A 26,005-nucleotide genomic window follows, 5' to 3' on the forward strand; every position below is an offset into this window, starting at 1 on the left:
ATTCCCCAAGACGGCCCGGCACGAACGACCGCGACCCGCCGGACCACTCCCGCGGCACCTGATCGAGACGAGGCCCGCCATGACGCTTCCGAATCCGACGCCACCGAACCGCTCTCGCCGAACGTTCCTCCAGTCGGCCTCGGCCGTCGGCCTGGGGGCCGGCCTCGGCCCCTGGGCGACGCTCGGCGCGATCACCCCGGCCCGAGCCGCCGAGATGAGCCTCGAACCCGAGGCCGTCCGCTACCGCCCCGAGATCGAGCCGGTCGTCCGATGGATCGAGGAAACCCCTCGCGACGAGGCCCTCAACGTGGCCGTCGCGCAGCTGAACGCCGGCCTCTCCTACCGCGACCTGTTCGCCGGGCTCTTCCTGGCCGGCATCCGGAACATCAAGCCCCGGCCCGTCGGCTTCAAGTTCCACGCGGTCATGGTGATGAACTCGGCTCACCTGCTCGGCCAGACGGCCCCGGTCGAGGACCGCCTGCTCCCGATGTTCTGGGCGCTCGACAACTTCAAGTCGTCGCAGGCCCAGGACGTTCAGGAAGGGGACTGGACCCTCTCGAAGGTCGATGAGGCCCACCTCCCCAGCCCTTCCCGAGCCGTCGCCGAGTTGCGAACCGCCTTTGACGCCTGGGACGCCGACGCCGCCGACACCGCCACCGCTGCCGTCGCCCGCTACTCCGGGGCCGCCGAGGCGATGGAGCCCTTCTGGCACTGCGCCGTCCGAGACTGGCGGAACATCGGCCACAAGCCGATCTTCGCCATGCAGTGCTGGCGGACCCTCCAGGCGATCGGCTGGGAACATGCCGAGCCGGTCCTCCGCTCCCTTTCCTACGGCATTCTCGACACCCAGGACGGCTCCGCCTCGGCCGAAGGGCCTTATGAGGCGAACCTCGAACTGGCCCGGTCAATCCGCTCCGACTGGGCCCTCGGCCGCCGCGATCCCGGCGCGACCGAAACCCTGCTCGACGCCATCCGCTCCAGCGCTCCCGAACAGGCCAGCGCCGAGGCCGCCCGATTGCTCAACGAAGGGATCGCCCCCGAATCCCTCTGGGATGCTGTCATCCTCGCCGGCAGCGAGCTGCTCGTCCGAGAGCCGGGCATCATTCCCCTGCACGCCGTCACCGCGGCCAATGCTCTGCACTACATCTCCGGTGCGGCCGCCGATCCGACCACTCGCGTACTGGCCTTGCTCCAGGGTGCCGGTTGGGTCCCCTTGTTCCGCAGGCGGATGAACCTCGACGCCTCTCCGGTTCTCACCTCGATGGAACCGATCGCCCCCGACGGCTCCGGCGACGAGGCGATCGCCCAGATCTTCGAGGCCATCAGCGATGACCACCGCCGCGCCGCCGCCTTGATCCTCGGCTATTTCGAGCAGGGCGGCTCGTCCGACGCCCTGTTTGCCGCCACCCGCCACTCCATCTTCCGCAAAGGCCGCGACAGCCACGACTACAAGTACGGCGCCGCCGCCTGGGAAGAACACCATCTCGCTTCCGATCCCCGCTGGCAGCCCGCCATCGCCGCCGCGATCGTCGGCAAGATCCCCGGCTCCGGCACGACCGACAGCCCCTTGATGCGCCGCGCCCAGGAAGCCGTCGCCCGGCTGGGATAATGCGCAGAGAATCTCCCTCTCCCCGGCTGGATCGGGGAGAGGGGCTCTTGAGCCACGGATGAAACACGGATGGAACACGGATGAGGGAAGGGAAAGAGAGAGGGGGAAAATGGAGAAGTTCAGAGAAAAGATCGATCGAGATCGGTTTCCAGGAGGGACCAAGATGTCATAGAGTTCAATACACAAGGCGACGGAACTCGACCTTGGCTCGACCGAAGTTGATCAATAGACCGACCTTGATCCCGGTGGCTTTCAGTTCGTTGAGCAGTTGCGGTTCATCTTCGGGGTTGTAGTTTTTGGCGACTTTGAGTTCGACAATGACTCGGTCTTCCACAATAGAGATCCGCCTGATAATCACCAACGAGAACTCCTTTGTAACTCACCTTGATCTTCGCTTCGAGTTCCGCCTTGATCTTCCTCTTGATCAACTCCACCTGCATCGCCTTCTGATAAACCTTTTCTAAAAACCCATATCCCAACACTCGGTACACTTCAAACGCTGAACCAATAATCTTTTTTGTACTCTCTTCTTGGTCCAACATCTTGTGCTTCTCATGAAAAATACACCATACTTCTCTCAATCCGTGTTCCATCCGTGTTTCATCCGTGGCTCAAAACTCCCCTATTCAGGCCGCCACCGTCTCCGTCAGGAACCGCCTCGTCGCCTCCTGGCTCGGGTTTTCCAGCACCTCACCCGGCGGGCCAGACTCCACCACGACGCCGTGGTCGAACACGTGGACGACATCCGCCACCCGGCGCGCGAAGCTCATCGCGTGGGTGACAACGATCATCGTCTGACCATCCCTGGCCAGGTCGGTCATGACGGCCAGCACCTCGCCGGTCATTCTCGGATCAAGCGCGCTGGTCGGCTCATCAAAGAGAATCGCGCGCGGTTCCATCGCCAACGCTCGGGCAATCGCCACCCGCTGCTGCTGACCGCCGGAAAGCTGCTGCGGCCGGGCGTGAATCCGATCGGCCAGTCCCACGCGGTCCAGCAGCGCGATCGCCCGCTGCTCGGCCTCGTCTCGGTTGAGGCGCAAGACGTGAATCGGACCCTCGGTCACGTTCTGCAAGACGGTTCGGTGAGGAAACAGATTGAAGCTCTGAAAGACCATCCCCACCCGTGTCCGGATCTGGCGCAGGACCACCTCTCGGCGGCGATCGGCCAGGGAGGCATCGAGCGGCAGGCCATCCACGACCACCGCTCCCCCCTGGAACCGCTCCAGTCCGTTCAGGCAGCGCAGGAACGTACTCTTGCCACTGCCCGACGGTCCGACCACCACCGCGACCTCGCCGCGGCCGACGGTCAGGTTGATTCCTCGAAGCACCTCAAGTGCTCCGTGCCGCTTGACCAATCCAGACACCTCGATCATTCAGGGGCCCCCCTCTTTGTTGCTCGCACCTTGACGCCTCCTCGGAGACGCTGCTCGGACCATCGGGACAACCACGACAACGGCAGGCTCATCGCCAGGTACAAGACCGCGCAGACGAGTGCAAACTCAAGCACTCCTCCCGTACTGTTGGCAAGGATCTGGTACTGCTTGCTCAATTCCACAATCGTGATGACCGAGCAAACCGAACTGTCCTTGAACAGGGCGATGAAATCGTTCGTGACCGGTGGGATCACAATGCGAACCGCCTGCGGCACCACCACTCGCCGCAAGGCCAGCCAGCGAGGCATGCCCAGCGCCAGGGCCGCTTCCATCTGGCCAGGCGGTATCGCCTGAAGACCCGCCCGGTAGATTTCCGCCTCGTAGGCCGAATAATTGATCGCCAGCCCTAGAATTCCCGCCACATACGGCGGCAAGTTCGCCAGGTAGAACAGGACGAACAATTGCAGCATCAACGGCGTGCCACGAATCAACTCCACATAAAGTGTGAATGGAACACGTACCATCGCCGGGCCATACAGCCGCCCCAGAGCCACGATCAACCCCACGAGAATCGCCATCGGCATCGACACGACCGACAGGAAGATCGTCGTCCCGGCCGCCCTGAGCAGGTGGTCCCTGTACTTCCAGACGAGCGCCCAGCCACGTTCCGACTCCCGACTTAGCGCCTCGGTTTCTGAAGCCAGTTGCTCGGCGTCGAGCTTGGCCAACCGTGTTTGAGCATCTGTCCAGATATCATACTTCCGATAGATTCGCTCAAGTGTCCCATCCTCGATCAGATCGGCGATTCCCTGATTGATCGCCTCGGCAAGGGGCTCATCGTTCTTTCTCAAGTAAATGACGTAGTATCCCAGCCCTTCCGGAGGGCCGACGTTTTCCAGCTCAGGAAACTGCGGCTGATAGAACCGAGCGGCCGGAAGGTCCTGCAGGGTGGCGTCGAGTTGCCCGCTCAGGACCTGAATCATCGCGTCGGTCGCGCCGGTGTAGGCCCGAACCTCGACCGTTCCGTCGTGCTGCTCCTCGGCAAACGTCTCGGCCGACGACCCACCCAGCACCCCGACCCGCCATCGCCTCCCTCCTGGCTTCTCCTGCTTCAGGTCGCTCCACGATCGGATCGACGACCCCTTGCGTACCATTAACTGGAGCTGAAAGAGGTAGTACGGCCGGGTCGCCCGATAAGTCCGCACGCGGGCCGGGGTCAGCTCGTAGCCGTTGACCACCGCATCCACGTTGCCGGCCGACAGGACGTTGAGCAACTGGTCCCACTGGCCCTGAGCCAGCTCGGCCTCGGCCCCGAGCCGATCGGCCAGGGCGTCCATCAGCTCGACCTCGAAACCGATGAGCCGGTTCGGGTCGTTCGGGTCGATGTAGGCGAAGGGGCCGCCCCCTTCCATGTCGGACCCGTAGGTCAATCGGCCGGATTGCTCGATCCGTTCCAGGGTCGTCTGGCCCTTGACCGAGCCGGGGGTCAAGACGAGGGGTATCAGCAAGGCGAGCCAGGCGGGGCGGGGCCGTCGGGTGGGCCGCGGAGAGGCGGCAGAGGCAGAGAGGTCGCGTTCGATCCTCAACGGCGAGGGGGAAGGGGGACCGGACGGGGGTTCTTCCATCAAGCGACCTCCTGGGCTCGTGTCCGAGGGCGGGCCTCATCCAGCGGATGGCGATCGAACCGGTCTCGATCCGCAAGGATTCATCGTTCCCATTTTCCGACGCGTCGACAAGTGGGAATCGAGAAAAGCAACGACGCCGTCGCCCTCCAGGTCGGAGGACGACGGCGATGACAAACTCAGGGCTGTCCAAGAGAGGCCCAGCAAGGCGAACAATCGAGCACCGACGCCCGTCCATTCGGAGAGGAATCACGATCGGATCATTCCTCCTCCTCGTAAAGGAGCTTGTACTGGAACTGGACCCCTCGGTAGAACCCCCGAGTCGTGCTCAAACCTGGCTGGCCGATGTCGTCGTCCGTGAACAGCTCGGTGATCTGGCCGGTCACCTGGAGAATGCCGGTCGCCCCTTCTCGGGTCTGAAAAAGAAAGGTGGCCGTGTGCTCAGGACGGTAGGAGCCGGTTGCCGGGTCGATGTCGACGAGGATCTCACCGGCCGGGCGGTCCAGGTCGGGAATCCGATTGCCCCGGAGGTCCTGTTCGATGGTCCCGAAGACCTCATCCTCGACCTGCCAGGCGCGGAGGCCAATCCCTCGGATTCCGTAAGCAGAGGTCTGCGAGCCGGGGGGCTGGTACGCAATCCCTTGCAGGTCGTACCCCGCGTCGGCGGCCCAGAAGGCGACGTTTTCGGGGGCGGCCTCGTCCGGAGTCCCCAGTGCGTCAGGCCAGGGAAGCTCTCGGCGCGTATCGAGGTCGATGAACGTCCGGTAGTAGTCGAGCGACTGTGGAGGGCCGGCGATCACGTTCGCCCAGATTCCCGTCTGGCGGGCCTTCGGCCCTGTCGGAAAGGAAGGGTCGGTACGCTTGGCAGGCTGGGGGGCAGCAGGGAGGGGGGGAAGGTTGACCTCGGCATGGGCCGGGTCGTCGGTGAACTGCCGCCAGTGATCCTCCCACCAGGTGGCCCATCGCTCGGCGAGATCGTGCATGTAGCGCCGCTGGAGCCGCTGCTGGGCCGGACCTCCTGCGAGAGCGACGAAGTTCAGCTCACCCTCATTGAACTGCTGGCCGGTGATCGCTTTCAAGGCCCCTGTGATCTCGCGAAACGACCTGCCGAAGTTAAAGGAACGGTCCCTCGGAACGCCGTCGAGGTCGTGCTCCTGCAGGAAGGCACGCAGTTCCGGGTCTTCCATCCGCAATCCGGAGTCGCTCCCCGACTCGACCAGCGTGCGGGGGATCGCCCGGATCAGGGCAGGCACGGCCCGAGGATCGCCAATGGCCCGGAGCGTGAAGCCGAGTGCCCGGAGCGGTCGATCCTCGGTCGTGCGGTCGAGTTCCTCGATCAAGCTCGGTACGGCGATCTCGCCAAGCTCGGCGAGATCGCGGATGGACGAGGCCCAGCTCGGAGGGAAGACGGAGTTGATCTCTCTCAGGTCGCGGATGAGTTCGTCGATCCGTTTCTGGGTCGCGTCGTCGAGCAGGGGGTCGTCCTTGACGATGCGGGGGGCGATGGGCTGCGGGACCGCCCGGAGGGCGGGCTCCTCGGCCTCGATCGGGGGAGGGGCGGCGTCGGTCAGGCCGACGAGGGCGAGCAGGATGAGCAAGAGGGCGGCGAGGCGGTTCCAGGCCCTTGGATGGGGCGAAGAGGAGGCGATCATGGTGATCCTTTCCTGCAAGAGGGAGCGGGCTCCGAAGGCGCCAACGAGGCCGGGCAATGGCCGGGGGGGGACGAGCCGGCCCGCCAGGGAGAGGATCGTCCCGCCGTAGGAGGAGCGGCGGTCGCCGTCGAGGCGCGAGAGGACCTCCGCATCACAGGCGAGTTCCCGGTCGGCCCGAATCCGAGAGGCGACAAACCAGGAGACCGGGTTGAACCAGTGGACGATCACGGCGGCGGTCGTCAGCCAGTGCACGGCCACGTCCCCGCGCCGGATGTGGGCACACTCGTGCATCAGGATATGTTCGAGGTCGTTCCGGGAGATTGACGCCAGCACCGACCGGGGGATCACGATGCTCGGGCGCACGAAGCCTGTGGCTGCCGGGCCGAGGTCGTCCGGGGCGATCCGGACTCGGACCGATCGGCGAAGGCCCATCTGATGCCGGCAAGCGTTGAGCAGGGCCAGGATTTCGGGGTCATCGGCATCCGCCCAGGTCCGGCTCGTCCTCGCCAGTCGGACCGAGGCGACGAGCGTCCTCGACGAAAGCAGGAACACTCCAAGGAGCCAGGCCAGGCCGGCGAGCCGAGGCAACGACCATCGAGCGGGGGGACGTGTGAGAGGGGCCGTTGCCCGGTCGATTCCCCGCTCGTCCCTCAACTCGGCGACCAGGGAGGGCCGCTCGACGGATCGTGCGGGATCGGTCGGCGTCGGGGCCGGATCGGTGATCATCGGGAGGTTTTGCGAAGGCATCGACGCGACGCGGGCGGGCTTGTCGTTCGCGTCGGCACCGAGGGTCGGAGCGAGCCGGTAGAGGCTCGCCGGGCTGCTCGGGAGCACCGGGACGAGGAGCCGGGCGAGCACGAGACACCAGAGGGCGTGCCGCCAGGCGGGGGACAGCCTTTCGCCGAGGATCGCCCGGACGACGAGGACCAGGACGACCAGGAGCGAGGCTTGCCAGGTCGCCCGCCAGAGGATCGGCAAGGCCCGGTCGATGACGTCGATCAGAATGGTCATGATCCCTCCTCCTTGGGCTTCTCCCCGCGGGTCTTCTCGTCGAGCAGGGCCTTGAGCCGCTGGAGTTCGTCGGCGTCGAGCTTCGCCTCACGGGCGAAGTGGACGAGCAGGGCCTTCGCATCCCCGGCGAAGACCCTGGCGAGGAAGTTTTGCCCTTCGTCGCGAACACACGCGTCGCGGTCAACCGCCGCCAGGTAGACCGACCGCGCACCGTCCTCGTCGCGCTGGAGGGCCCCCTTCTCGACGAGTCGAGCCAGCAGGGTCCGGACCGTCCGGTGGTTCCACCCCCGAGACGCCGCGACCCGTTCGATGACCTGGGCCGGCGTCGCGGGCCCGAGGGCCCAGATGGCCTCCATCACCTCCCATTCCGCATCCGAGATTCGAGGCGACTCTGCGCCCATGGTGTTGCCCTCCGCATTCGGGTTGACCGAGACCGACCTGCGACATCATGACCACAATTGTAGTCAGCGCCAAGCGATATTTCCCGAGGGCCTGAGATCTGGGGCCGGGATGGCCGCAGCTCCCCCGAGAGGGAGGGAGGGCAGGAGGAATCGACACATGCCAGAGTGTTGGCGAATTGCCGCCGGTCCTCCGCCCAGAAATGCGAGCGGGGGCACGCCCCTGAGCAGGATCGCGCCCCCGGGAGGGTGGCCGGATTGTGAGAGGGTGTCAGGCCTTGGCCTGGCCTTCGGCGAAGGCGGAGTCGAAGGCGCGGCCGGCGGCGGGGAACATCATGGTGCGGCGGATGAAAGCGGCGGCCTCCTCGGCGCCGTACTCGCGGTCCATGCCGGGGTCTTCCCACTCGACGGAGAGGGGGCCTTCGTAGCCGATGTGGTTCAGCTCGCGGGTAATCTCGGCAAAGTTGACCTGGCCGCGGCCGGGGGAGCGGAAGTCCCAGCCGCGTCGGGGGTCGCCGAAGTCGAGGTGAGAGCTGAGCAGGCCGGTGCGGCCGTCGAGGGTGGTGGCGACGTCCTTGACGTGGACGTGGTAGACCCGCTTGCGGATCTTCGGGCAGCGGAGGTACTGGACCGGGTCCATCCCCTGCCAGAGCAGGTGGCTCGGGTCGTAGTTGAAGCCGAACTCGGGACGGCCGTCGACGGCGTCAATCGCCTTGTGGGCCGAGTACATGTCGAAGGCGATCTCGGTCGGGTGGACTTCCAGGCCGAACAGGATCCCCTCTTGCTTGAACACATCAAGAATCGGGTTCCAGACGTCGGCGAACTTCTGGTAGCCGGCGTCGATCATCGAACTTGGCGTCGGCGGGAAGGCGTAGAGCATGTGCCAGATGGAGGAGCCGGTGAAGCCGTTGACGACTGGCACGCCGAGCTTCGCGGCGGCTCGGGCGGTGTTCTTCATCTCCTCGGCGGCCCGCTCGTTGACCCCCTTCGGGTCGCCGTCTCCCCAGACGTGAGGCGGGAGGATCGCCTTGTGCCGCTCGTCGATCGGGTCGAGCACGGCCTGACCGACCAGGTGGGCCGAGATGGCCCAGCAGCGCAGGTTGTGCCGTTCGAGCAGGTCCTTGCGTTGCTGGCAGTAGCCGCTGTCCTTCAAGGCCAGAGAGACATCGAAGTGCCCTCCCCAGCAGGGCAGCTCGATACCGTCGTAACCCCACTGGGCAACCTTCGGGGCCCAATGCTCCAGCGGTTGATCGGCCCACTGGCCGGTGAACAGCGTGATCGGACGGGCCATCGAGGCTTCCTCCCAGAGAGTCATCGACTTGGACAAAAAGGGGTGCGTCCGGCCTGGACCGAGCATCGAACCGACCCAGCAGACGCGATCCGTGGCAGGTCAACCGATAAACCTAGAAATTGCGGAAGGGGAAGTCAATGAGCACCTGCCGTGGGGGAATCGTTTGACGATCGGCGGTCACCCTAGGTTCTGCGCCGCTCATGGTGTTGAACGTTAAGGACGACGGCGGTTTGACACGGTGCTGGTGGGGCTCGGACCTCAGAAGTCGATCGGACCGTAAGGCACCAGGGCCATGCCGGAGACGGTCCGGTTCGGGTCGTCCCAGTCGGGGGCCTGGCGGCGATCGAGCAGTTGGGCGATTGCCGAGGCAATCCGTTGAGAAACCGCCGCCCGGTAGGGGGCATCAGCCTGGAGGAGATCGGCCTGAGAGCGGTTGAGCAGGCTCTCGGGAGGGGCAGGGGGGAGCCCCTGGCGCCGGGCCAGATGCTCGGCAAAGGTGCGGTCGCCGCGATCGGAGGAGAGAAAGGCAGCCTCTCCACTGGCCGCGGCCGTGCCGATCCGGAGCAGGTCGGTCAGGTCGTCGGCCCCGGCTTCGAGAGCCTGTTGGAACTGGCTCAACTCGGCGATCAGGGCGTCCAGCTCCGGGCGGGTCATGAGCATTTCGACGGTCACGAGCGGCTGGTTCTCGACGGCCTCGGCAATCCAGCCTCGGCGGACCGAGGGAGCGCGCTGACCGTTTCGGCGGGGGTCGGGGCTGGGTTCGGGACGGGGCTGGCCGCCGTGCAAATCGACGAGGACCGGGGCGATTTGGTTGAGCTTCAGGCCGCGCCGATCGACGTAGTCTTGCAAGCGCCCCTCGGCCTCGGCGTCGAGCAGGGCGGCCAGCTCTCGGGCGGCGAGGACACGGTCGTCGATGATCGCTCGGAGGGTCGGCCTGAGGGCCGAGGGGTCGCGCAGGGACGGCCGGACGGGGGAAATCGGTTGCTCGAAGTTCGCCGAGCGATCGCGGGGGAGGAACGACCCGGAGGCGAGGGCGTCCCACTGGCTCCGGTAGCGCTCGGGCTCGTCGCCGCGGAGGTCGTCACGCTCGATCGAGACGGCAGCGATGGTGATGCGGTGTTGCCTGGCCCAGTCGGCCAGGGCCTCGGCTCGGACGGTGTCGCGGTCGTGGTCCGGGGCGTCGCCGATCAGAACGAGCAACTTCGTGGCCAGATCCCCTTCACGGCCGGTTGGCCAGACGAGGTAATCGCGGGAGCCGATCGGGGCCTCGGGAGGCGCAGGAAGGGCCGCGGCCACGCCGTCGAGGACCGCCTCGGCCACGGTGCCATCGCCTCGGGAGGCCGCTTCGATCCGATCGAGTGCCCCGCGGAAGACCCGAGGGGACGCGAAGGGGGAGACGATGCGGACCGAGTAGCCGAACGTCGGGTGGTCGTCGCGGTAGGCGACGAGGGCGAGGCGCAGGGTCACGTCCTGGCGCGTCGCTTCCTCGACCAGCTCCGAGGCCAGGTCGCGGGCACTCTCGATTGAGGCCTGCATGGATGCGGTCGTGTCGATGACCACGGCGAGGTACATCTGTCGGAGCGATCGCTTGAGAAACTCAGGAGGCTCGCTCGGGGGGGGCGGCGGGGGAGCGCGATCGGCCACGAGGCTGGCGACCTCGAAGATCGTCCGGGTGGAACCATCCGGCTGAGGAATCGAGGCGCTGGAGAGAATGGGGAGGCCGAGCGTCGGATCGGAGTCGGACGGGTCGGTGGCCGGTTCCGGTTCCTCGCCTTCGATGGGGCAACTCTCGCCGTGGTCGAGGCAGCGGCGGCCGGCGAGGGCATCGAGCAGGCACGAGCGATTTCGGTAGATGACCAGGGGTGGCCGAGAACGGTTTGGGGTGGGCCGGGCCATAAGCCTGGTGTTCCAGGAAAGCAGGCCGGACTCGGGAACCCAGCCGAGCGGCGGCCCCTCGGCCGGGCCGATCTGGAGGAAGCGCGGGGCATCGGGCCCGGTCGGGTCGGCCTCATCGAAGACGAAGTGAATGGCGTAGTAGTCGAGATCGTCGCCCGAGGAGGGGCTGGCCGGATCGGGACGAAAGCGGGGACGGAGGCCGAGTTCCCGGACCAGGACCTTGCGACGCAGGCCGTCGGAGGTGCGAAGGATGCCGTCGTCGCTCGGCGTGTTGGGTTCGGCCGGGATTGCGTCTTGCCGGTCGGCTCGCGCGTTTGGGCGATCATCGAGCCCCGAGCGATCGGCCGATCCGAGGGGCTCTCCGCCGATCCAGGAGGCCAGGCCGACCGCGCCGCCGAGCAGCAGGACGAGCAGGTAGAAGACGGGCATCCGGTAGAGCGGCGGCATCGGCGCGGTCCTTGATGTCCCGGATGGATCGGATCAGAGCAGGACGTCGCGGAGGCCGGTCAGGCCGATCGGCTCCCGACTGGCAAACGGCTCGGCGTGCTGGACCCCGACGACGTGCCCCCAGAATCGAGAGCGATCGGCGACACTGTCGATCACTCCCGGTCGGCCTTCCGGCTGGTTGTCGACCAGTTGCGATCGGTAGCAGCGGAGGGCGGCGAGCTTGTCCCCCTGCTGGTCGCTGATATCGAGGACAAAGCTCGGGCGCTCGACGATCTTCAGGTGGACACTGAAATAATAGAGGATTCGGGCCGGATGGAAGGGGGTTCCCGGAATGTCCGACTTCGAAAGCTTGCTCCAGAAGCGGGCATCCTCGACCAATCGGGTCGCGGCCAGGTGATCGGGATGGGCGTCTTCCCAGAACGGGGCGAAGATCAGGCGGGGCCGAACGCGACGGAAGACGGCGGCAAGGGCCCGGCGATGCTCCAGGGTCGGTTCAAGGCTCCGGTTGGGCAGACCGAGGTTCGATCGCCAGGGGTTGCCGAGGTGGCGGTTGGCCTCAAGTGTTTCGTTCTGGCGAATCTCGACCGAGCCGAGCGGGGTCGGCTCGCCACTGGTCAGGTCGAGGATGCCGACGGACCAGCCTTGCTGGATCAAGCGGAGGATGGTGCCGCCCATGCCCAGTTCAGCATCGTCGGGGTGGGGGGCAATAATCAGCGCATCGAGCGATTGGGGATCGTCCACGAGAGTTCTGAACGCCTCACCAGAAAGAGAAGTGGATGCAAGCTCGCACGAAAAGAAGTGACTGAATTTCGCATACGTACCCGATTAACGGGAATTTGCAAGCAAAACTTCCTGGAGTTCGGCGGTCGGGGGGGCAGGAGGGGAGGTTCGCATCGTTTCCCAGCTTCGGCCGGTGATGCGTTCGACGACCCGAATACCTGAGAGGACGACGGCTATCGTCCCCTGTCCGGGGAAGACCGAGTCTCCCACGACCCAGAGGCCGGGGCCGAGGACGTCGGACCCGACCGCGAGGAAGGTGCTGTTGCGTCGGGAGACGGGAGGGCCGCCGACGGCCCCGGCGGTTCTCCTGGTGTAGCGGGAGAAGCTGCGAGGGGTGCCGAACTCGGCATGGAGGAGGGCATCGGGAGCGTTCGGGAGGGCCTGACCGAGCGCGGCGATCATGCGAGCGGCGTAGTCGGCTTTCCTGGCGGCGTGGTCGTCGGCCGAAAGCCCTTGCCAGTCGCTCGGCCGGGTGTGGGTCGAGAGGGTGGCGACCCGAACATCGGGAGGACCGTAGCCGGGGTCACCGGGAGGAGAGAGGGAGACGAGGACGTTGTTACCGTCGTGGATCGGTGCGTGGTGGTCGCGGAGGACCTGATAGAACAGGGGGCCGTCGTCGGGAACGGCGTCGCGTCGAATCGCCAGGTAGGCGGTGAAGGCGCTCCAGGAGGCCCGGCTCTGGACTTCGCGGCGAGCGAGCATCCCCTCCAGATCGCGGCCGAGCAACCGGGCGGCGAGGTCGATCGGCAGGTTGAAGGCGACCTGCCGGGCCTTGAGGGTCTGTCGGCGTCGGGTGATGACCTCGAAGCCGCCGAGACCGTCGGCCCGAACGCGATCGACGAGGGTGGCCCGTCGCAGCGTGCCGCCCATTGCCTCGAAGCGCTCGCCGATTCCTTCGGCCAGGGCTCTCATGCCGCCGACGGGGCGGCTCATGCCCATCCGATACGCCTGTAAACAGGCCGAGGCGTTGGCGAAAGGAACGGTTTCCGGCCCTGCCTGAGCGGTGTCCTGTAACAGCATCGCCACGAGAGCCCGAAAGGGGCGATCGTGGGCCAGGCCAAGCAGCCGCATCACGTCGAGAACGGTCAGGGGCCAGGTGCTCGCCGCCAGGAGGCCGCGGGGACCGAGGATGCGAAGGTCGTGCACGAGATCGCCGACCGACCGGGCCGGGAGCCTCGGCACGCGGCCGGCGCAGGCAAAGAGGGTCGAGCCGACGGCTTCCTGGAGCCTCCAGAAGCGGGTCCGGGAGCGGTCGAGGCCAGGGAAGGCGGCCCGGATGTTCTGCTCGAATCGGGAGGGGTCGGGGACGATGTCGAGCGTTCGATCGGGCAGGCAGACGCGGTAGCTCGGGGTGCGAGCCCCTTCGACCTTCAGGCCGATGGCGCGAAGGAGTCCGCCGACCGGTTCGTCGGGGCCGAGGCCCATCAGGGCGGTGGCTCCGGCGTCGAAGGTGTAAGGACCGCGATCGAACCAGCCGGCGCAGCCGCCGAGTTTCGTATGGGCTTCGAGCAGGCTGACCCGCAAGCCCTGGGCTCGGGCCAACGCGGCGGTTGCCAGACCTCCCCAACCCCCGCCGATGACGATGAGATCGTCCATTCACCCTCCGATCAGGAGATCAAGCTCGAAGTTGATCGCCTGCCCATTTCGAGCAATCTTGACCCAGGTTGAGTGTAGGCACGCGGCGATCCTTCGGAGATGATGGACCGAGGAGATTGACAGGATCGGACCACGGGCGGTCTATTCGGAGGATCGCGGGCCCGTCCCGAGCGGGGGAGTGGATCGGTTCGTCAATCACTCCGCCAAGACGGTCGCCGGCCAAGCCAGGTGAGAGGGAGTCGAGAGTCTGATGTCCGAGTTTGTCACTCTGGCCCGTCTTGAGGATCTGCCGCCGGGATCGTCGAAGGAAGTCGAGTACGAGGGACGGATCGTCGCGCTCTTCAACCTCGACGGAGAGATTGTGGCCGTCGATGGCATCTGTCCGCACCAGGGAGGCCCGCTGGCCGAAGGGGTTTGCCGAGGAGGGGTTGTGACCTGTCCCTGGCACGGCTGGCAGTTCAACGTGAGAGACGGGCAGAGCACAACGTTCAAATCGATTCGGATTGAGGTGTTCGAGGTTCGGGTTGAAGGGGAAGCCATCCAGGTTGCGGTGACCTGACGCTTTCGTAATCCATGTTCGTAGGGTTCTCGTGTTCGAAGCCGCCGGGACCGTCTCGTGACCACCTTTCGCACTGCTCGCAATGATGACATCCCGGCCCTGGTTCGGCTCTGGAACGAGGGAACGCCCTCGTACGGCGTGGCCCGGCCCTTGAAGCCCCGAGAACTGACCGAAGCCTGCTACAACCACCTGGGCTTTTCGCTTCAGGACCTGATTGTTGCCGAGGAGAATGGCCGGCCCATCGGGTTTGTGCATTCGGGCTTCGGGCCGGTTGAGGCGGCCGGAGCATCGCACCGCCTGGATCGGTCGATGGGAACGATCGCCATGCTCGCAATCGGCCCGGAAGCCGACGAGGGGGTCGGCCCGCTCCTGATCGAGCAGTCGGTGGCGAGGCTCCGGGCCGAAGGGGCGCAGGTGATCTACGCGGGGGGGCAGTATCCGCTGAACCCGTTCTACTGGGGCATTTACGGCGGGAGCGAGTTCGCCGGGATTCTCCGGGAGCACGACGCGTTTCACCGGGCAGCGCGGGCCTCGGGGTTCAACGAGGTCGCCCGATCGATCTTGCTGGAACGGGATCTCTCCGGCAGTGCCGAGCCGGGTTTCGATCCGAAGTCGGTCCTCCTGCGGCGTCGCTTCCAGCTGACGGTCGAGGAGGACGCGGCGTTTGCTTCGTGGTGGGACGCACTGGCGCTGGGGGCGACGTATGCGATCCGGTTTCAGTTGGAGGACTCGGCGGGCCGAGCCGTGGCGACGGCGACGACGTGGGACATGGCCGGGTTCGAACGGCTCGACGGTCGGCTCCGCGCGGGGCTGATTGATGTCGAGGTGGCGAACGAATCGCGACGGCAGGGGCTCGGGAAATACTTGATTCGGGAGGTGATTCGTTACCATATGCAGAGAGGCATTCACGCCCTTGCCGTCCAGACCCGAGCCCCGAACGAGGCCGCCCTGGCGCTGTATCAGTCGCTCGGGTTCGAGGCGGTCGATGAGGCGATGCTGTATCGGCTCGGCGGTTCCTGAACGCGAACGCCCGGCCGCCCCGCGCTGCGTGCCCCCGCTCTGCTCTGCTCTGCCGCACTCCCCCATCCATCGCTCTGCGAATACTGAAAAGGAACCGAGGATCATGGCACGACGCCCAGCCCGAGGTCGATCGCTCCGCGACCTCCGCGCCGAGGTCGAGGCGGTCGAAGCCCGCGATCGAGAGGCCGCCGCCCGAGCCCCCGCGACCCCCACCCCGATGCGGCCGAAGCCCGAGGAAACCAGCCGACGCAAACCCCTGGCTCAGCCCCGGATGCGCGTGGTCTGGGCGGTCTGCGACATCGGCGGCCGACCGGTCGCCACCTTCCCATATGCCGAGAAAGCCGCCGCCGAGGCCCACGCCGCGCAGCTCAAGGTGAAGAAGAAGGCGGAGTTCTTTCTCCGCTCGATCAAGGAACCGATGGACCCGACCGACGACTGATCGACGCTTCTCCGAGGAAGAAGAGCCGTGTCGAGAGCGCGACCCCGCCGCGTCGAACCGGGGTGGTCGTGCTTGTCGGCGTCTGGGGTCGGTGCGTATGCTTGGGAGAATGTGCCACCGTGCGCACCGACTCCGCCCGCGCCCGGCCTTCCCGCCGGCGTTCTCGCCGATCGCTGCCCGCCTTTGTCTTCCGGAGGAGCGTAAAGCTGTGACGCATCACCCGATTGCCCGAATGGCCCTGGCGCCGATCGCCCTGGTGCTGGGTCTCGCGACCCTGATGGCGACCTCGTCCCGATCGACGATCGGCGATGAGACGGACACCGCCCCGGCCGAGCCCCACCGCTCACCGATCGCCCTGGCCCTCTCGGCCGACGGCTCCCGCCTGCTCACGGCCAATCAGACGGCCGACACGGTTTCGCTCGTGGATACCGAATCGGGCGACGTTCTGACCGAAATCCCGACCGGACAGAAGCCGGCCGGCGTGGCCTTCGCGCCGGACGGCCGCCGGGCAGCCGTCACGCACTGGTACGGCTATGATCTGGCCGTGCTCCAGGTGGGTGACGATTCGCTGGAAGTGACCGGCCGGATCGAGGTCGGCCCCGAGCCCCGAGGCGTGGTGATTGCCGAGGACGGGACGACGGCCTACGTGGCCGTCGGCGTGGCCAATGAGGTCGTTCGGGTGGATCTCGACCGCCTGGAGATCACCGGTCGGGTCGATGTGGGTCGAGAGCCGAGAGGGCTGGCCCTGAGCCCCGACGGCGAGCGATTGCTCGTCGGCAACACCCGATCGGGTGACCTGACCTTGATTCGCACGGCCGATCTGAACGTCGAACGCACCTATCCGATCCGGGGGTCGAACCTCCGGCAAGTGGCGATCGACCCCTCGGGGGAGACTGGCTACGTCGCCAACATGGAAAACCGAGGCATGGCGACGACCGACCGGAACATCGACCTTGGCTGGGTGCTCGGCCAGCGCCTGACGCGGGTGCCGCTCAACGGCTCTCCCGAGGATTACGCCACGCAGTCGCTCGACCCGCAGGGGGATGCCGTCGGCGACGTGCACGGACTGGCCGTCAGTGGCGACGGCAAGTACATCGCCATCTCGGCCGGAGGATCGCATGAGGTCCTTCTGCTCCGAACCGACCTGCAACGGCTTCCCTGGCGCACGGGGGGCTCACGAGACCTGATTCACTTCTCCTTGCTGGGAGGGGACGGCCGCTTCCGCCGCATCGCCACCGGAGGCCGGCCGACCGAGCTGGCCTTTGCCCCCGACGGCAAGACGCTGTACGTGGCCAACTATCTGGGTGACTCGGTTCAGGTGATCGACGCCGATTCGGCCGAGCTGATCCGGACAATCGACCTGGGAGGCCCCGAGGAGCTGTCGATCGTCCGGCGCGGGGAGATCATCTTTCACGACGCCGTTCGCTCGCATAACCAGTGGTATAGCTGCAACACCTGCCACAGCGACGGCCACCACAACGGCCAGCGTTTCGACACGATGAACGACGGCTGGCACGACTTCTCGAATCTGCGCTCCGACCGCAGCCAAAAAGACGTGCCCACCCTTCGAGGAGCCTACCAGACCGGCCCCTGGACCTGGCACGGCTGGCAAACGAGCTTTGAGGAGGCGATGATCGAGTCGTTCACCAAGAGCATGCAGGGCGAGGCGCCCAGCAATGAGGATGTCGAGGCCCTCATCAGCTACCTCAAGACGCTCGAACACCCTCGGAACCCGTACGTCGGCTCGAACGGAGAAATCTCGGAAGCGGCCGAGCGGGGTCGAGAGGTCTTCCGATCGGCCAAGGCCGCCTGCAACACCTGTCATTCCGGGCCGAACTTCACCGACGGTGAGATCCATATCGTCGGGCTGGAAGAAGAGCGAGACGTGTACAAGGGGTATAATCCGCCGTCGCTCCGCGGCACCTACGACAACGATCCCTACCTGCACGACGGCCGCGCCCGGACCCTCCGCGACGCCCTGACCGGCGACCACGCGCCGGACTTCGTCACCGGCCTCGGCGAGCTGACCGAGCAGGAGACGTTGGACCTGATCGAGTATCTGAAGACGCTCTGATCGCTCATGGCCGTGCTCATCGTGCCGTTTCTTGCCCTGGCCGCCGTTGGGCTCGTGCTGAGTCTCGTTGCCCACGGCTGCGCCTGGCTGGGCGAGCCCCAGCCGCTCGGCATGGCAACCTGGGGACTGCACGTCGGCGTCTTCGTCGTCTGGCTTCCCGCCTTGCTCGCCTCGAGGCAGATGGTCCGGGGAGCCAGGCGAGAGGATGCCTGGCGACTCGCCCTGCGGGGCTGTCCACGCTGGATGCGGTGGATGACCTCGGCGTTCTTTGTCTACGCGTTCGTGAACTTCATGCTGAACTTCTGGGTAATGGCCCCGGCCGGGAAGCAACCGGCGGGAGGGGACATGCCCCCGGCGGTATTCCGGATGTTCTCGGGCCACTGGATGGCCTTCTACTCGGCGGCGCTGGCGATGCTCTATTCCTCATGGGTCATCGCGTCGCGGGGTGAGGTCAAAGGCCCCAAGCCGAAGCGAGATGGGGTCTTGGGCGAGGACGTTCCGAACTCCTCCATGATGTGGGATCGAGAGCTGGATGCATGAACGAGGGGACTGTTCAGAACCATCGGGTTCAGGAATGGTCCGGACAACTCTTCGCATACGGGTTTACCACCCAGACGGCAATCGCTCTCAATCACGAACACGGCCCAGCCATCCGAAGGGATGACTGGGCCGTGTGGAATCTGAGGTCCGTCGAAGCCGGTCGGTTATTCGCTTCGGCCGCCGAGCAGGCCGGAGCGGAAGAGGAAGTAGAGCAGGGTGAGGATGCTCGACAGGGTGGCCGCCACGTAGGTCCAGGCGGCGGCGTTGAGGACCTTGGCGACGACCGGTTCTTCCTGAGTAGAGATCAGGCCGGTGGTCATCAGGTGTTCGCGAGCCCGTCGGCTGGCGTCGAACTCGACCGGCAGGTTCACGAGCTGGAAGACGACGACGGCCGAGAACAGGGCGATGCCGCCGAGGATGATGTTCATCGAGCCCATGAAAAAGCCGACGATCATCACGATCCAGGCGAAGTTTGAGCCGAACCCGGCCACCGGAACCAGCAGGTTTCGGATTGCCAGGGGACCGTAGCTGTGGGCATCTTGCAGGGCATGCCCGGCCTCGTGCGCGGCGATGCCGAGCGCGGCCAGGGAACGCTCGCCGTACACCCCAGGAGAGAGCCGCAAGACCTTGTGCCTCGGGTCGTAGTGGTCGCTCAGGTAGCCCTCGACCGGCTCGATCTCGATCCGATTCAAGCCTTCCGAGCGCATCACCTCGGCGGCGGCCTGAGCGCCGGTCACGCCGGAGGAAGAGAGGATCTCCGAACCTTCCGCATAGGCGGACTTCACGCGCATTTGAGCCCAGGCGGCCAGCAGCATCGCCGGGGCGAGAAACAGGAAGTAGACAGGATCGAAAATCACGGCTCCAGGTCTCCTTTGATCCAATTCTGGCAACTGCCAGGACGTTTGTTCGTTCCAAACGATCCGGTCTTGTCTTCTACGTCACCAATCGGCCATCGGTTCTCGCCAGTCAACCGTGTTGCCCAGCGTTCGGGGGCGGTTCGGTGGCCTCGCCCCAGGATCGCAACCGCGTCCGCCATCGGGCCAGACGCCGAATCAATCGGGAGCGACAGGCCGAGGCCGTCGCGGCGGCATCCAGGAGGGTCAGCACCGGCTGTCCCGGCTGGAAGACGGTGCCCGGGGGGGGAAGATCCGCGAGCTTCGGCCAGGGACCGGAGCGGGGATCGACCACCTTCCAGGTCATCGCGTCGGGCACCCGGCCCTCGACCGGAGCGAAGACCACCAGCTTGCCCACCTTCATGGGACGATGGTCAGGGCAAGTCTCGTGCCCGTCATACACGTTCTCCGCATCCTCCGCATTGAAGGCCTCGGCATGTTCCCGGAACAGTGAACGGCCGGTGGCCCATTCCAGGACCTCGACCGACGCGGTGGGCCTTGGGTTCACCTCGACCGGCCAGGCCTTGCCGTGGCTGAGGACGAAATCGACGCCAAAGAGGCCGCGAAGCTCGAATTCGCCGGCCAGAACGGCGCCGAGTTGCTGGAGTTGGGTCTGAACGTTCCGAGCGACCCGGACAGGCCCCAGGCTCCCGAGGTAGCCGAACGCCGCACCCTCGTGCCCGATCCACTGCCGAGTCACCCCGACCAACCGGGCCGATCCCCCGCGAGTCCCCACGAACACGGCGGAGCCGCTCGGGCCGATCAGGCGGCGCTGGAGGCACTCGATCCCCTCGCTCGGCCCGGGCTCGTTGGCGATGAAGGGCCGAATGTGGGCTCCGCCGGCTGATCGGAGACGCTTAACCAGCCACGAGCCGTCGGTCGGGAGGCCTCGGGAGTGGCGTCGGGTGTCAACCGCAGGCAGGCCGAAGCGGCGCAAGAGGTCGGTCAGGGCAAAGGGATCGCGGACCCGCCGCACGACCTCGCCGGAATTGCCCCAGAGGGGCCGATCGCGGGTGATTCGGTCGATCAGGTCCGGGTGGTTCTCGATCGCGCCGGTGTAGCACCAGGGGGATCGGGGCAGGAGGGCCGTTTGCGTCGCCAATCCTTCGGGGTAGTTCGCAGGCTCAAGGCGATGGGCCTGGCAGACGTGTTGCAGATCCCAGTCGGCGAACAGATCGATGGCGACGGGGTCGAAACCGGCCCGGAGCGCCGAGAAGGCAGCCGCTCGGACACTGGCGCCGACGATCAGGACCATCCGGGACACGAGAGGAGGCTCCGAATGCCGGCACCACCTCGGGCGGACATCCCCGCCAAAGCCGCCGCCCGACCCTTGCGAGGCGGTGCCGTCCTGTTATCATGCCACGCAACCACCTGCCGGACCATTGCGCCTGGATCGGCCGGCGCTCGAACGTCGGCAGCAACGCTCCGCCTCCTTTTCTTTTTCTGCAACCTGCCTCGGAGACGATGACTGATGGCAAGCGATCATACCCTGCTCGTTGGTGAAGCCCTTGTCGGTGACGGAAACGAGGTCGCCCACATCGACCTGATGATCGGCACCAAGACCGGTCCGGTCGGCGCTGCCTTCGCCAATGCCCTGTCCAACCAGTCGCATGGTCACACGAACCTGCTGGCGGTGCTGGAGCCGAACCTGGCCGTCAAGCCGGCCACGGTGCTGATTACCAAGGTCACGATCAAGGGGCTCGATCAGGCCGTCCTGATGTTCGGCCCCGCCCAGTACGCCGTGGCCAAGGCCGTGGCCGACTGCGTGGCCGACGGCACCATCCCGGCCGACAAGGCTGAGGACCTGTGCATTGTCTGTGGCGTCTTCATTCACCCGGAAGCCAAGGACAAGGACAAGATCAACCAGTACAACTACGAGGCCACCAAGCTGTCGATTCAGCGCGCCATGAAGGGCGAACCGGCTGCCTCGGAAGTGGTTGCGAAGAAGGACGCCGCGAAGCACCCGTTCGCCTGATTGCTTCCCAACGCGATTCTCGGTTGGGCGGGCGAGGCAGAACCCTCGCCTGCCCGATCAACCAATCCGCACTCCCGGCGTGATTGCCATGAAGACCATCCTCTTGCAGCTCGATACCGACCCGCAGCCGAGTGTCTTCGACGCGGTCGTGGCCGTGGATGCCGGGGTCGATCACCTGTTTCGGCACGGCAACGTGACGCCGGTGCAGGTCCGCGACCTCGTCTATGGCGGGCTGTTCACGAGAGGTCCGCAAGACCTGAAACAGACGGCCCTCTTCATCGGTGGAACAGACGTGGCACGGGCCGAGGCGCTGCTGAACGCGGCCAAGGACGCCTTTTTCGGTCCCTTCCGCGTCTCGGTTTTGCTCGACCCGAACGGAGCCAACACGACCGCCGCGGCAGCGGTGCTCTCGGCCAAGGCGGGGCTGGGGGGATCGCTCGACGGAGTGAAGGCGGCAGTGCTGGCGGCAACGGGGCCGGTCGGCCAGCGGGTGGCCCGGTTACTCGCCCGGCAAGGGGCTGAGGTCATCGTCTCGTCTCGGCGAATGGATCGGGCCGAAGCGGTGGCCCAGGCGATCGGAGAGGCAACCGGAGCGGCGCTGACTCCCCTGGCCGGAGTCGATGCTGACGCGATGGCCGAGGGGCTCGATGGCTGTCAGTTGATCGTCTCCGCCGGTTCCACGGGGGTGACGCTCTTGCCGAAGTCGGTTCGATCGACCCTGTCCGACCTGCGGGCCATGATCGACCTGAACGCCGTCCCTCCGCTGGGGATCGAAGGGATCGAGGTTCACGACCGCGACACCAACCGCGACGGTGTTCGGACGTGGGGCGCAATCGGCGTGGGCGGCCTGAAGATGAAAATTCACGCGAAGGCGATTCGAGAGCTGTTCCTGGCCAACGACCGGATTCTCGACGCCGAGGAGGTCTTCGCGATTGGCGAGGCCCTCGACTGATCGAGCCGGCCTCGGCCTTCGCGTAGGGATGAGAGGCGATTGCCATGCCTCGCGTCGTCGGGACCGACCCGGGGACCGGGAGTCTTGACCTGCTCTTGCTGGTCGATGGAGAGGTGGCCGATCAGGTCCGCCTCCCTCCCAGAGCCACACCGGCGTTGTTGATCGAGCAGCTTGACCGCTGGCAACCGCTCGACCTGATCGCGGGGCCTTCGGGCTACGGCTTGCCACTGGTCCGAGCGGCGGAGGTGACCGCAAGAGACCTGCGATTGATGACCCTGGTGCGACCGGACGAGCGCGGCCGATCGCTCGGCGTGGGAGGCTTTTCGGGCTGGCTCGATGCGCTGGTGACGTCGGACCTGCCGGTCGTCTTTCTGCCGGGGGGGATTCATCTGCCGACGATCCCCGCGCACCGGAAGCTCTTGACCGTCGATCGCGGTACGGCCGACAAGGTGGCGGTCGCCGCGCTGGCGTTGCGCAGGGACGCCGAGGGCAGGGGCCGTCCGCCTTCGGAATCGACCTTCGCCGTGGTCGAGATCGGCTCGGCGTTTTCGGCAATTCTTGTCATTGAGAACGGCGCACTCGTCGATGCCTCGGCCGGTTCGGCTGGGCCGATCGGGGTGCGATCTTCGGGCCTTTGGGATGGTGAGGCGGCCTACTGGCTTGGCCCGCTGTCGAAGCAGGACCTTTTTCGAGGAGGGCTCGACGACCTGGGGCCGATCGGTCTTGGGGCATTCCTGGAATCGTTGCGCAAGCATCTTTCTGGGTTACGTGATCTGACGGCGTTTGACCGGATTTACCTGTCCGGTTCCGCCGCGACCCGACCTGATCTTGCCTCGGGAGTACAGGAAACGCTGGCACGTTTCGGTCGGGTTGTGGCGCTGGACACCCTGCCCGGTGCCTGGGTGAAACATGCGGCGCAGGGGGCGGCGCTGCTGGCCGACGGTCTGGCCGGGGGCCGCCATGCCGACCTGGTGGACTCGCTCCGTCTCCGGGAGGCGTCGGGGACGGCGTTGGATGGTCTCGCATGCTTTGATGCTGAGATCCCTTGAGACCCGGCACCGCCCGCTTGATCCGGATTCGGATGGGACCTGACAATCGGAAGACGTATTGCTCTGGCCTTCGCCATGTTGCTCGGAGTCGTCTCCTCATGATCGCCACTTGCTTGCGGATTGCGTGTCTGGTCGTCTCGTTCTCGATGCTTCTCCCTGTTGGAGCGATGGGGCAGGGGGGGCAGGCCCAGGGGCTCGACATTTACTTCGTGGACGTGCTCGGCGGTGCGGCCACCTTGATCGTCACGCCGGAACGCGAGTCGATCTTGATTGACTCGGGTTGGCCGGGGTTCGACGATCGTGACCCGAAGCGGATTGTGCATGTCTTGAAGGACGTTGCCGGGCTCGATCGGCTCGATCATCTGGTGACGACGCACTGGCACACCGACCATTACGGCGGGGTCGAGGGGCTGGCAAGGCTGATACCGATTGGCCGCTACTGGGATCGCGGCTTGCCGTCGGACGAGCTGGACGGGCTCGATTTCCCGGACGGGCCGAAGGATGACAATCCGTTGCTTGTGGCGTATCTGAAGGCCGCTCAGGGGAACCGTACGGTCTTGAAGCCGGGCGATTCGTTGCCGCTGGCCGGCGAGGTGTCGGCCGTCGTGCTGGCGTCGGGCGGGAAGGTGCTGGGCTGCTGCGAGGGAGGCGAAGGGGCCGGGAGTCCTCAGTGCGACGACCTGCCCGCCGACAAGGCCGAGGACAACTCGGACAATGCCCGAAGCATCGCGTTGGTCGTTCGCCTCGGGGCGTTTGACTTCCTCGATTGCGGCGATCTGACGTGGAATATTGAGCGGCAACTGGTCTGCCCGGTCGATCAGATTCAAGCGACCGACGATCGTGAGAACGACGATCAGGGGGTCGACGTGTACCAGGTCACGCATCACGGGCTGGAATCGTCAAATCATCCGACCTTGATTCGAACGATTCAGCCCACAGTGACCGTCATGAACAACGGTCCGCGCAAAGGGGGGTCGGCGTCGGTCGTGCACTTGTTACGGTCGATCCCGAGCATCCAGGCCAACTACCAGATGCACCGGAACGTGACCACCGGCCCCGACGACAACACCGATCCGGCCCTGATTGCCAACGTTGACCCCGAGGGAGGCCAGTTCCTTCACATCCATGTGGAGCCGGACGGCTCGGCCTATTCCATCCGGATCGGGACAGACGGAGAGGTGAGAACGTTCGAATCCAGGTAAACGCTTGCGCGAATCGAACGCCCTGCCGGAACGCGGGATGAATTACGCGGCTGCCTTCGATCGTTTCGCCCGAGGCTGGTTCTTCCAGCGGCGGTGGAGCCAGAGGTACTGGGTCGGGTCGCGTCGGACCATGCGTTCGAGGGCGGCGGTGTAGCGCTGGGTGAGTTCGGGGATGAGGTCGGGGGAGGAATTTTCGGCGTTGACGTCGATGATCTCCTCGACCTCGACGAGGTACTGGAAGTCGTCTCCGATCCGCCGCGCGCCGCCGACGACGATGGGGGCGTTGAACTCGATGGCGAGCAGGGCGATGGCCTTGAAGGTGGAGGCGGGCCGGCCGAAGAAGTCGACGAAGAGGCCCTTCGGCCCGGCGTCCTGGTCGCCGAGCATGGAGAGGAGGCCGCCGGATTGGAGGACGTCGAGCATCTCGTCAGAGCCGCCGCGCTTGGCGATCATCTTCTGCCCGGTCTGCTCGCGGAACTCCTTCAAGTAGCGCTCCAGGTACGGGTTATCGAGCACCCGGGCCACCGAATGCGGCGGGAAGCCGAAGGCGCCGAACATGTAGCCGGCCATCTCCCAGTTCCCATAATGGCCGGTGAGCATGATCATCGGCCCCCCCTTGAGCAAGCGTTCGATGACCGGCTCGTGCCCCTTGAGGGTGATGAACTTGCGCCAGGTGGTCAGGTGCAAGCGCTTGGGGATATGCAGCATTTCCATGACCATGCGGAGGAAGTGCCGATAGACCCCTCGGACGATCTGATCGCGTTGTTCGTCGGTGTAGGTATCTCCGAACGCGTGCTCAAGATTTTCCATCGCCACCTGTCGATGACGCTTGTCGATTTTGTAGACCAGGGCCGCGATGGCATCGGCCAACGCATACGATTGACGCATCGACAACGATTGCGCAATAAAGACAACCAACCGGACGCCGAGATATGCGGCGTAGTCGACGAATCGGTTGCGACGCTTGACGCGGGCGGGCTTGGGGAACATCGGCGGTCACTCCGTTGAGCCACGATGTTGAGGAGAGAGATACGAGGTGTGCCGAGCTTACCGCGAGTGCCGAGTCCAGATCGATCGTACCCCTTGGCATAAACCGTTCGCGATCGCCGTGACCCCGAGCATCATGAGCACATAGGTCAGGCCAATCAATCCCAGCAGGGCGAGAAAATTCACGTACACCAGGAACACGGCGGGGGTTTTGAACACGAGACTCACAAGAGCGATCGCTGCCCCAATCATGACGATGGACCACCCGCACCCCCGAACGAATCGCCCGACGAACCGCTCATGTTCGTCCCACATGCGCTCACTCCTTTGCCGAGTGACTTTCTGCTGGAATATCAAAGGAAAGCCAGAATGAGAAATTTTTGATTTTCAAGAATTCACACAATGCAAAATGAATCATTCAAGCGAATATTAAACGACCCCAAGGTTTTGGAATCAGCCTGCCGAGTTCCTTCGCCGTCTCGATCCATTGAGCGATCACCACCTCAACTGCGTCGAGCGCTTCTCGATAGGAAAGGCCGTCCGCGGCACATCCAGGGAGTTTGGGGACCTCGGCGATGAACGCCTGGTCTGCATCGCTCCAAGAGAGAATGATTTCATAGCGTGGATTCGTGCTCATCGT

The 26,005-nt window shown here is 65.6% G+C and carries 25 protein-coding genes; 10 read left to right on the forward strand and 15 right to left on the reverse strand.

Features of this window, described 5'->3' with window-relative positions; all coding sequences use genetic code 11:
* Positions 1-79: 79 nt before the first annotated feature.
* Entirely contained in the window at positions 80-1,609 is a 1,530-nt protein-coding gene (locus GA615_RS12595; RefSeq protein WP_152051659.1) for a hypothetical protein, read from the forward strand.
* A 175-nt stretch (positions 1,610-1,784) separates the two neighbouring features.
* On the opposite strand, the gene GA615_RS27830 is transcribed toward GA615_RS12595, so the two are convergent.
* The 10 genes from GA615_RS27830 to GA615_RS12640 all read right to left on the reverse strand — a co-directional run bounded on the left by GA615_RS27830 (position 1,785) and on the right by GA615_RS12640 (position 13,675).
* Positions 1,785-1,943 (reverse strand): GxxExxY protein, encoded by a 159-nt coding sequence (locus GA615_RS27830; protein WP_201750175.1) that lies wholly within the window; start codon positions 1,941-1,943, stop codon positions 1,785-1,787.
* Positions 1,885-2,202 (reverse strand): GxxExxY protein, encoded by a 318-nt coding sequence (locus GA615_RS28705; RefSeq protein WP_201750176.1) that lies wholly within the window; start codon positions 2,200-2,202, stop codon positions 1,885-1,887. The genes GA615_RS27830 and GA615_RS28705 overlap by 59 nt, the downstream gene beginning before the upstream one ends.
* A gap of 33 nt (positions 2,203-2,235) precedes the next feature.
* Positions 2,236-2,982, reverse strand: a complete 747-nt coding sequence (locus GA615_RS12605; RefSeq protein ID WP_152051660.1) for an amino acid ABC transporter ATP-binding protein — start codon at positions 2,980-2,982, stop codon at positions 2,236-2,238.
* On the reverse strand, positions 2,979-4,607 hold the full coding sequence (locus GA615_RS12610; RefSeq protein WP_152051661.1) for an ABC transporter substrate-binding protein/permease: 1,629 nt from the start codon (positions 4,605-4,607) through the stop codon (positions 2,979-2,981). The genes GA615_RS12605 and GA615_RS12610 overlap by 4 nt, the downstream gene beginning before the upstream one ends.
* Positions 4,608-4,864: 257 nt before the next feature.
* Positions 4,865-7,267: a M56 family metallopeptidase gene (locus GA615_RS12615; protein WP_152051662.1), complete on the reverse strand. Its 2,403-nt coding sequence runs from the start codon at positions 7,265-7,267 to the stop codon at positions 4,865-4,867.
* Entirely contained in the window at positions 7,264-7,668 is a 405-nt protein-coding gene (locus tag GA615_RS12620) for a BlaI/MecI/CopY family transcriptional regulator (protein ID WP_152051663.1), read from the reverse strand. Before GA615_RS12620 ends, GA615_RS12615 begins: the two co-directional genes overlap by 4 nt.
* A 268-nt stretch (positions 7,669-7,936) precedes the next feature.
* Complete coding sequence (locus tag GA615_RS12625; RefSeq protein WP_152051664.1) at positions 7,937-8,956, reverse strand: sugar phosphate isomerase/epimerase family protein; 1,020 nt, start codon at positions 8,954-8,956, stop codon at positions 7,937-7,939.
* 258 nt (positions 8,957-9,214) lie between these two features.
* Positions 9,215-11,299: a vWA domain-containing protein gene (locus GA615_RS12630; RefSeq protein WP_152051665.1), complete on the reverse strand. Its 2,085-nt coding sequence runs from the start codon at positions 11,297-11,299 to the stop codon at positions 9,215-9,217.
* Between the two features lie 33 nt (positions 11,300-11,332).
* A complete protein-coding gene (gene bshB1 / locus GA615_RS12635) occupies positions 11,333-12,040 on the reverse strand; it encodes a bacillithiol biosynthesis deacetylase BshB1 (protein ID WP_152051666.1) in 708 nt (235 codons plus the stop codon).
* Between the two features lie 84 nt (positions 12,041-12,124).
* Positions 12,125-13,675, reverse strand: a complete 1,551-nt coding sequence (locus tag GA615_RS12640; protein WP_152051667.1) for a phytoene desaturase family protein — start codon at positions 13,673-13,675, stop codon at positions 12,125-12,127.
* Between the two features lie 250 nt (positions 13,676-13,925).
* Here GA615_RS12640 and GA615_RS12645 point away from each other — a divergent pair, with 250 nt between their 5' ends.
* From GA615_RS12645 to GA615_RS12665, 5 genes are all read left to right on the forward strand, one after another.
* A complete protein-coding gene (locus GA615_RS12645) occupies positions 13,926-14,234 on the forward strand; it encodes a Rieske (2Fe-2S) protein (protein WP_152051668.1) in 309 nt (102 codons plus the stop codon).
* 57 nt (positions 14,235-14,291) lie between these two features.
* Positions 14,292-15,254 carry a GNAT family N-acetyltransferase gene (locus GA615_RS12650; protein ID WP_152051669.1) on the forward strand — a complete coding sequence of 321 codons (963 nt, stop codon included), beginning with the start codon at positions 14,292-14,294 and terminating at the stop codon, positions 15,252-15,254.
* A gap of 103 nt (positions 15,255-15,357) precedes the next feature.
* Positions 15,358-15,693, forward strand: coding sequence for a hypothetical protein (locus GA615_RS12655; RefSeq protein WP_152051670.1), 336 nt, complete (start codon positions 15,358-15,360; stop codon positions 15,691-15,693).
* Positions 15,694-15,901: 208 nt separating this feature from the next.
* Positions 15,902-17,767 (forward strand): c-type cytochrome, encoded by a 1,866-nt coding sequence (locus tag GA615_RS12660; protein WP_235905381.1) that lies wholly within the window; start codon positions 15,902-15,904, stop codon positions 17,765-17,767.
* Between the two features lie 6 nt (positions 17,768-17,773).
* The gene (locus tag GA615_RS12665; RefSeq protein WP_152051671.1) at positions 17,774-18,307 is read left to right on the forward strand and encodes a hypothetical protein; all 534 of its coding nucleotides are present in this window, start codon (positions 17,774-17,776) and stop codon (positions 18,305-18,307) included.
* A 164-nt stretch (positions 18,308-18,471) separates the two neighbouring features.
* Here GA615_RS12665 and GA615_RS12670 read toward each other — a convergent pair whose 3' ends face one another.
* On the reverse strand, positions 18,472-19,164 hold the full coding sequence (locus tag GA615_RS12670; protein WP_152051672.1) for a zinc metallopeptidase: 693 nt from the start codon (positions 19,162-19,164) through the stop codon (positions 18,472-18,474).
* A gap of 109 nt (positions 19,165-19,273) precedes the next feature.
* The gene (locus GA615_RS12675; protein WP_235905399.1) at positions 19,274-20,455 is read right to left on the reverse strand and encodes an ATP-grasp domain-containing protein; all 1,182 of its coding nucleotides are present in this window, start codon (positions 20,453-20,455) and stop codon (positions 19,274-19,276) included.
* A 216-nt stretch (positions 20,456-20,671) separates the two neighbouring features.
* Here GA615_RS12675 and fae point away from each other — a divergent pair, with 216 nt between their 5' ends.
* The 4 genes from fae to GA615_RS12695 all read left to right on the forward strand — a co-directional run bounded on the left by fae (position 20,672) and on the right by GA615_RS12695 (position 24,378).
* Positions 20,672-21,175 (forward strand): formaldehyde-activating enzyme, encoded by a 504-nt coding sequence (gene fae, locus GA615_RS12680; RefSeq protein ID WP_152051674.1) that lies wholly within the window; start codon positions 20,672-20,674, stop codon positions 21,173-21,175.
* Between the two features lie 88 nt (positions 21,176-21,263).
* Positions 21,264-22,127 (forward strand): NAD(P)-dependent methylenetetrahydromethanopterin dehydrogenase, encoded by an 864-nt coding sequence (locus tag GA615_RS12685; protein ID WP_152051675.1) that lies wholly within the window; start codon positions 21,264-21,266, stop codon positions 22,125-22,127.
* Positions 22,128-22,171: 44 nt separating this feature from the next.
* Entirely contained in the window at positions 22,172-23,176 is a 1,005-nt protein-coding gene (locus GA615_RS12690) for a DUF1464 family protein (RefSeq protein WP_152051676.1), read from the forward strand.
* A gap of 98 nt (positions 23,177-23,274) precedes the next feature.
* A complete protein-coding gene (locus GA615_RS12695) occupies positions 23,275-24,378 on the forward strand; it encodes a ComEC/Rec2 family competence protein (RefSeq protein ID WP_235905383.1) in 1,104 nt (367 codons plus the stop codon).
* 42 nt (positions 24,379-24,420) lie between these two features.
* Here GA615_RS12695 and GA615_RS12700 read toward each other — a convergent pair whose 3' ends face one another.
* The 3 genes from GA615_RS12700 to GA615_RS12710 form a co-directional block, all read right to left on the reverse strand.
* Complete coding sequence (locus GA615_RS12700; RefSeq protein ID WP_152051677.1) at positions 24,421-25,368, reverse strand: lysophospholipid acyltransferase family protein; 948 nt, start codon at positions 25,366-25,368, stop codon at positions 24,421-24,423.
* A gap of 57 nt (positions 25,369-25,425) precedes the next feature.
* On the reverse strand, positions 25,426-25,680 hold the full coding sequence (locus tag GA615_RS12705; RefSeq protein WP_152051678.1) for a hypothetical protein: 255 nt from the start codon (positions 25,678-25,680) through the stop codon (positions 25,426-25,428).
* A 103-nt stretch (positions 25,681-25,783) separates the two neighbouring features.
* The gene (locus GA615_RS12710) at positions 25,784-26,002 is read right to left on the reverse strand and encodes a type II toxin-antitoxin system HicB family antitoxin (protein ID WP_152051750.1); all 219 of its coding nucleotides are present in this window, start codon (positions 26,000-26,002) and stop codon (positions 25,784-25,786) included.
* Positions 26,003-26,005 lie beyond the last annotated feature (3 nt).

Source organism: Tautonia marina, from assembly GCF_009177065.1.
Classification (GTDB): domain Bacteria; phylum Planctomycetota; class Planctomycetia; order Isosphaerales; family Isosphaeraceae; genus Tautonia; species Tautonia marina.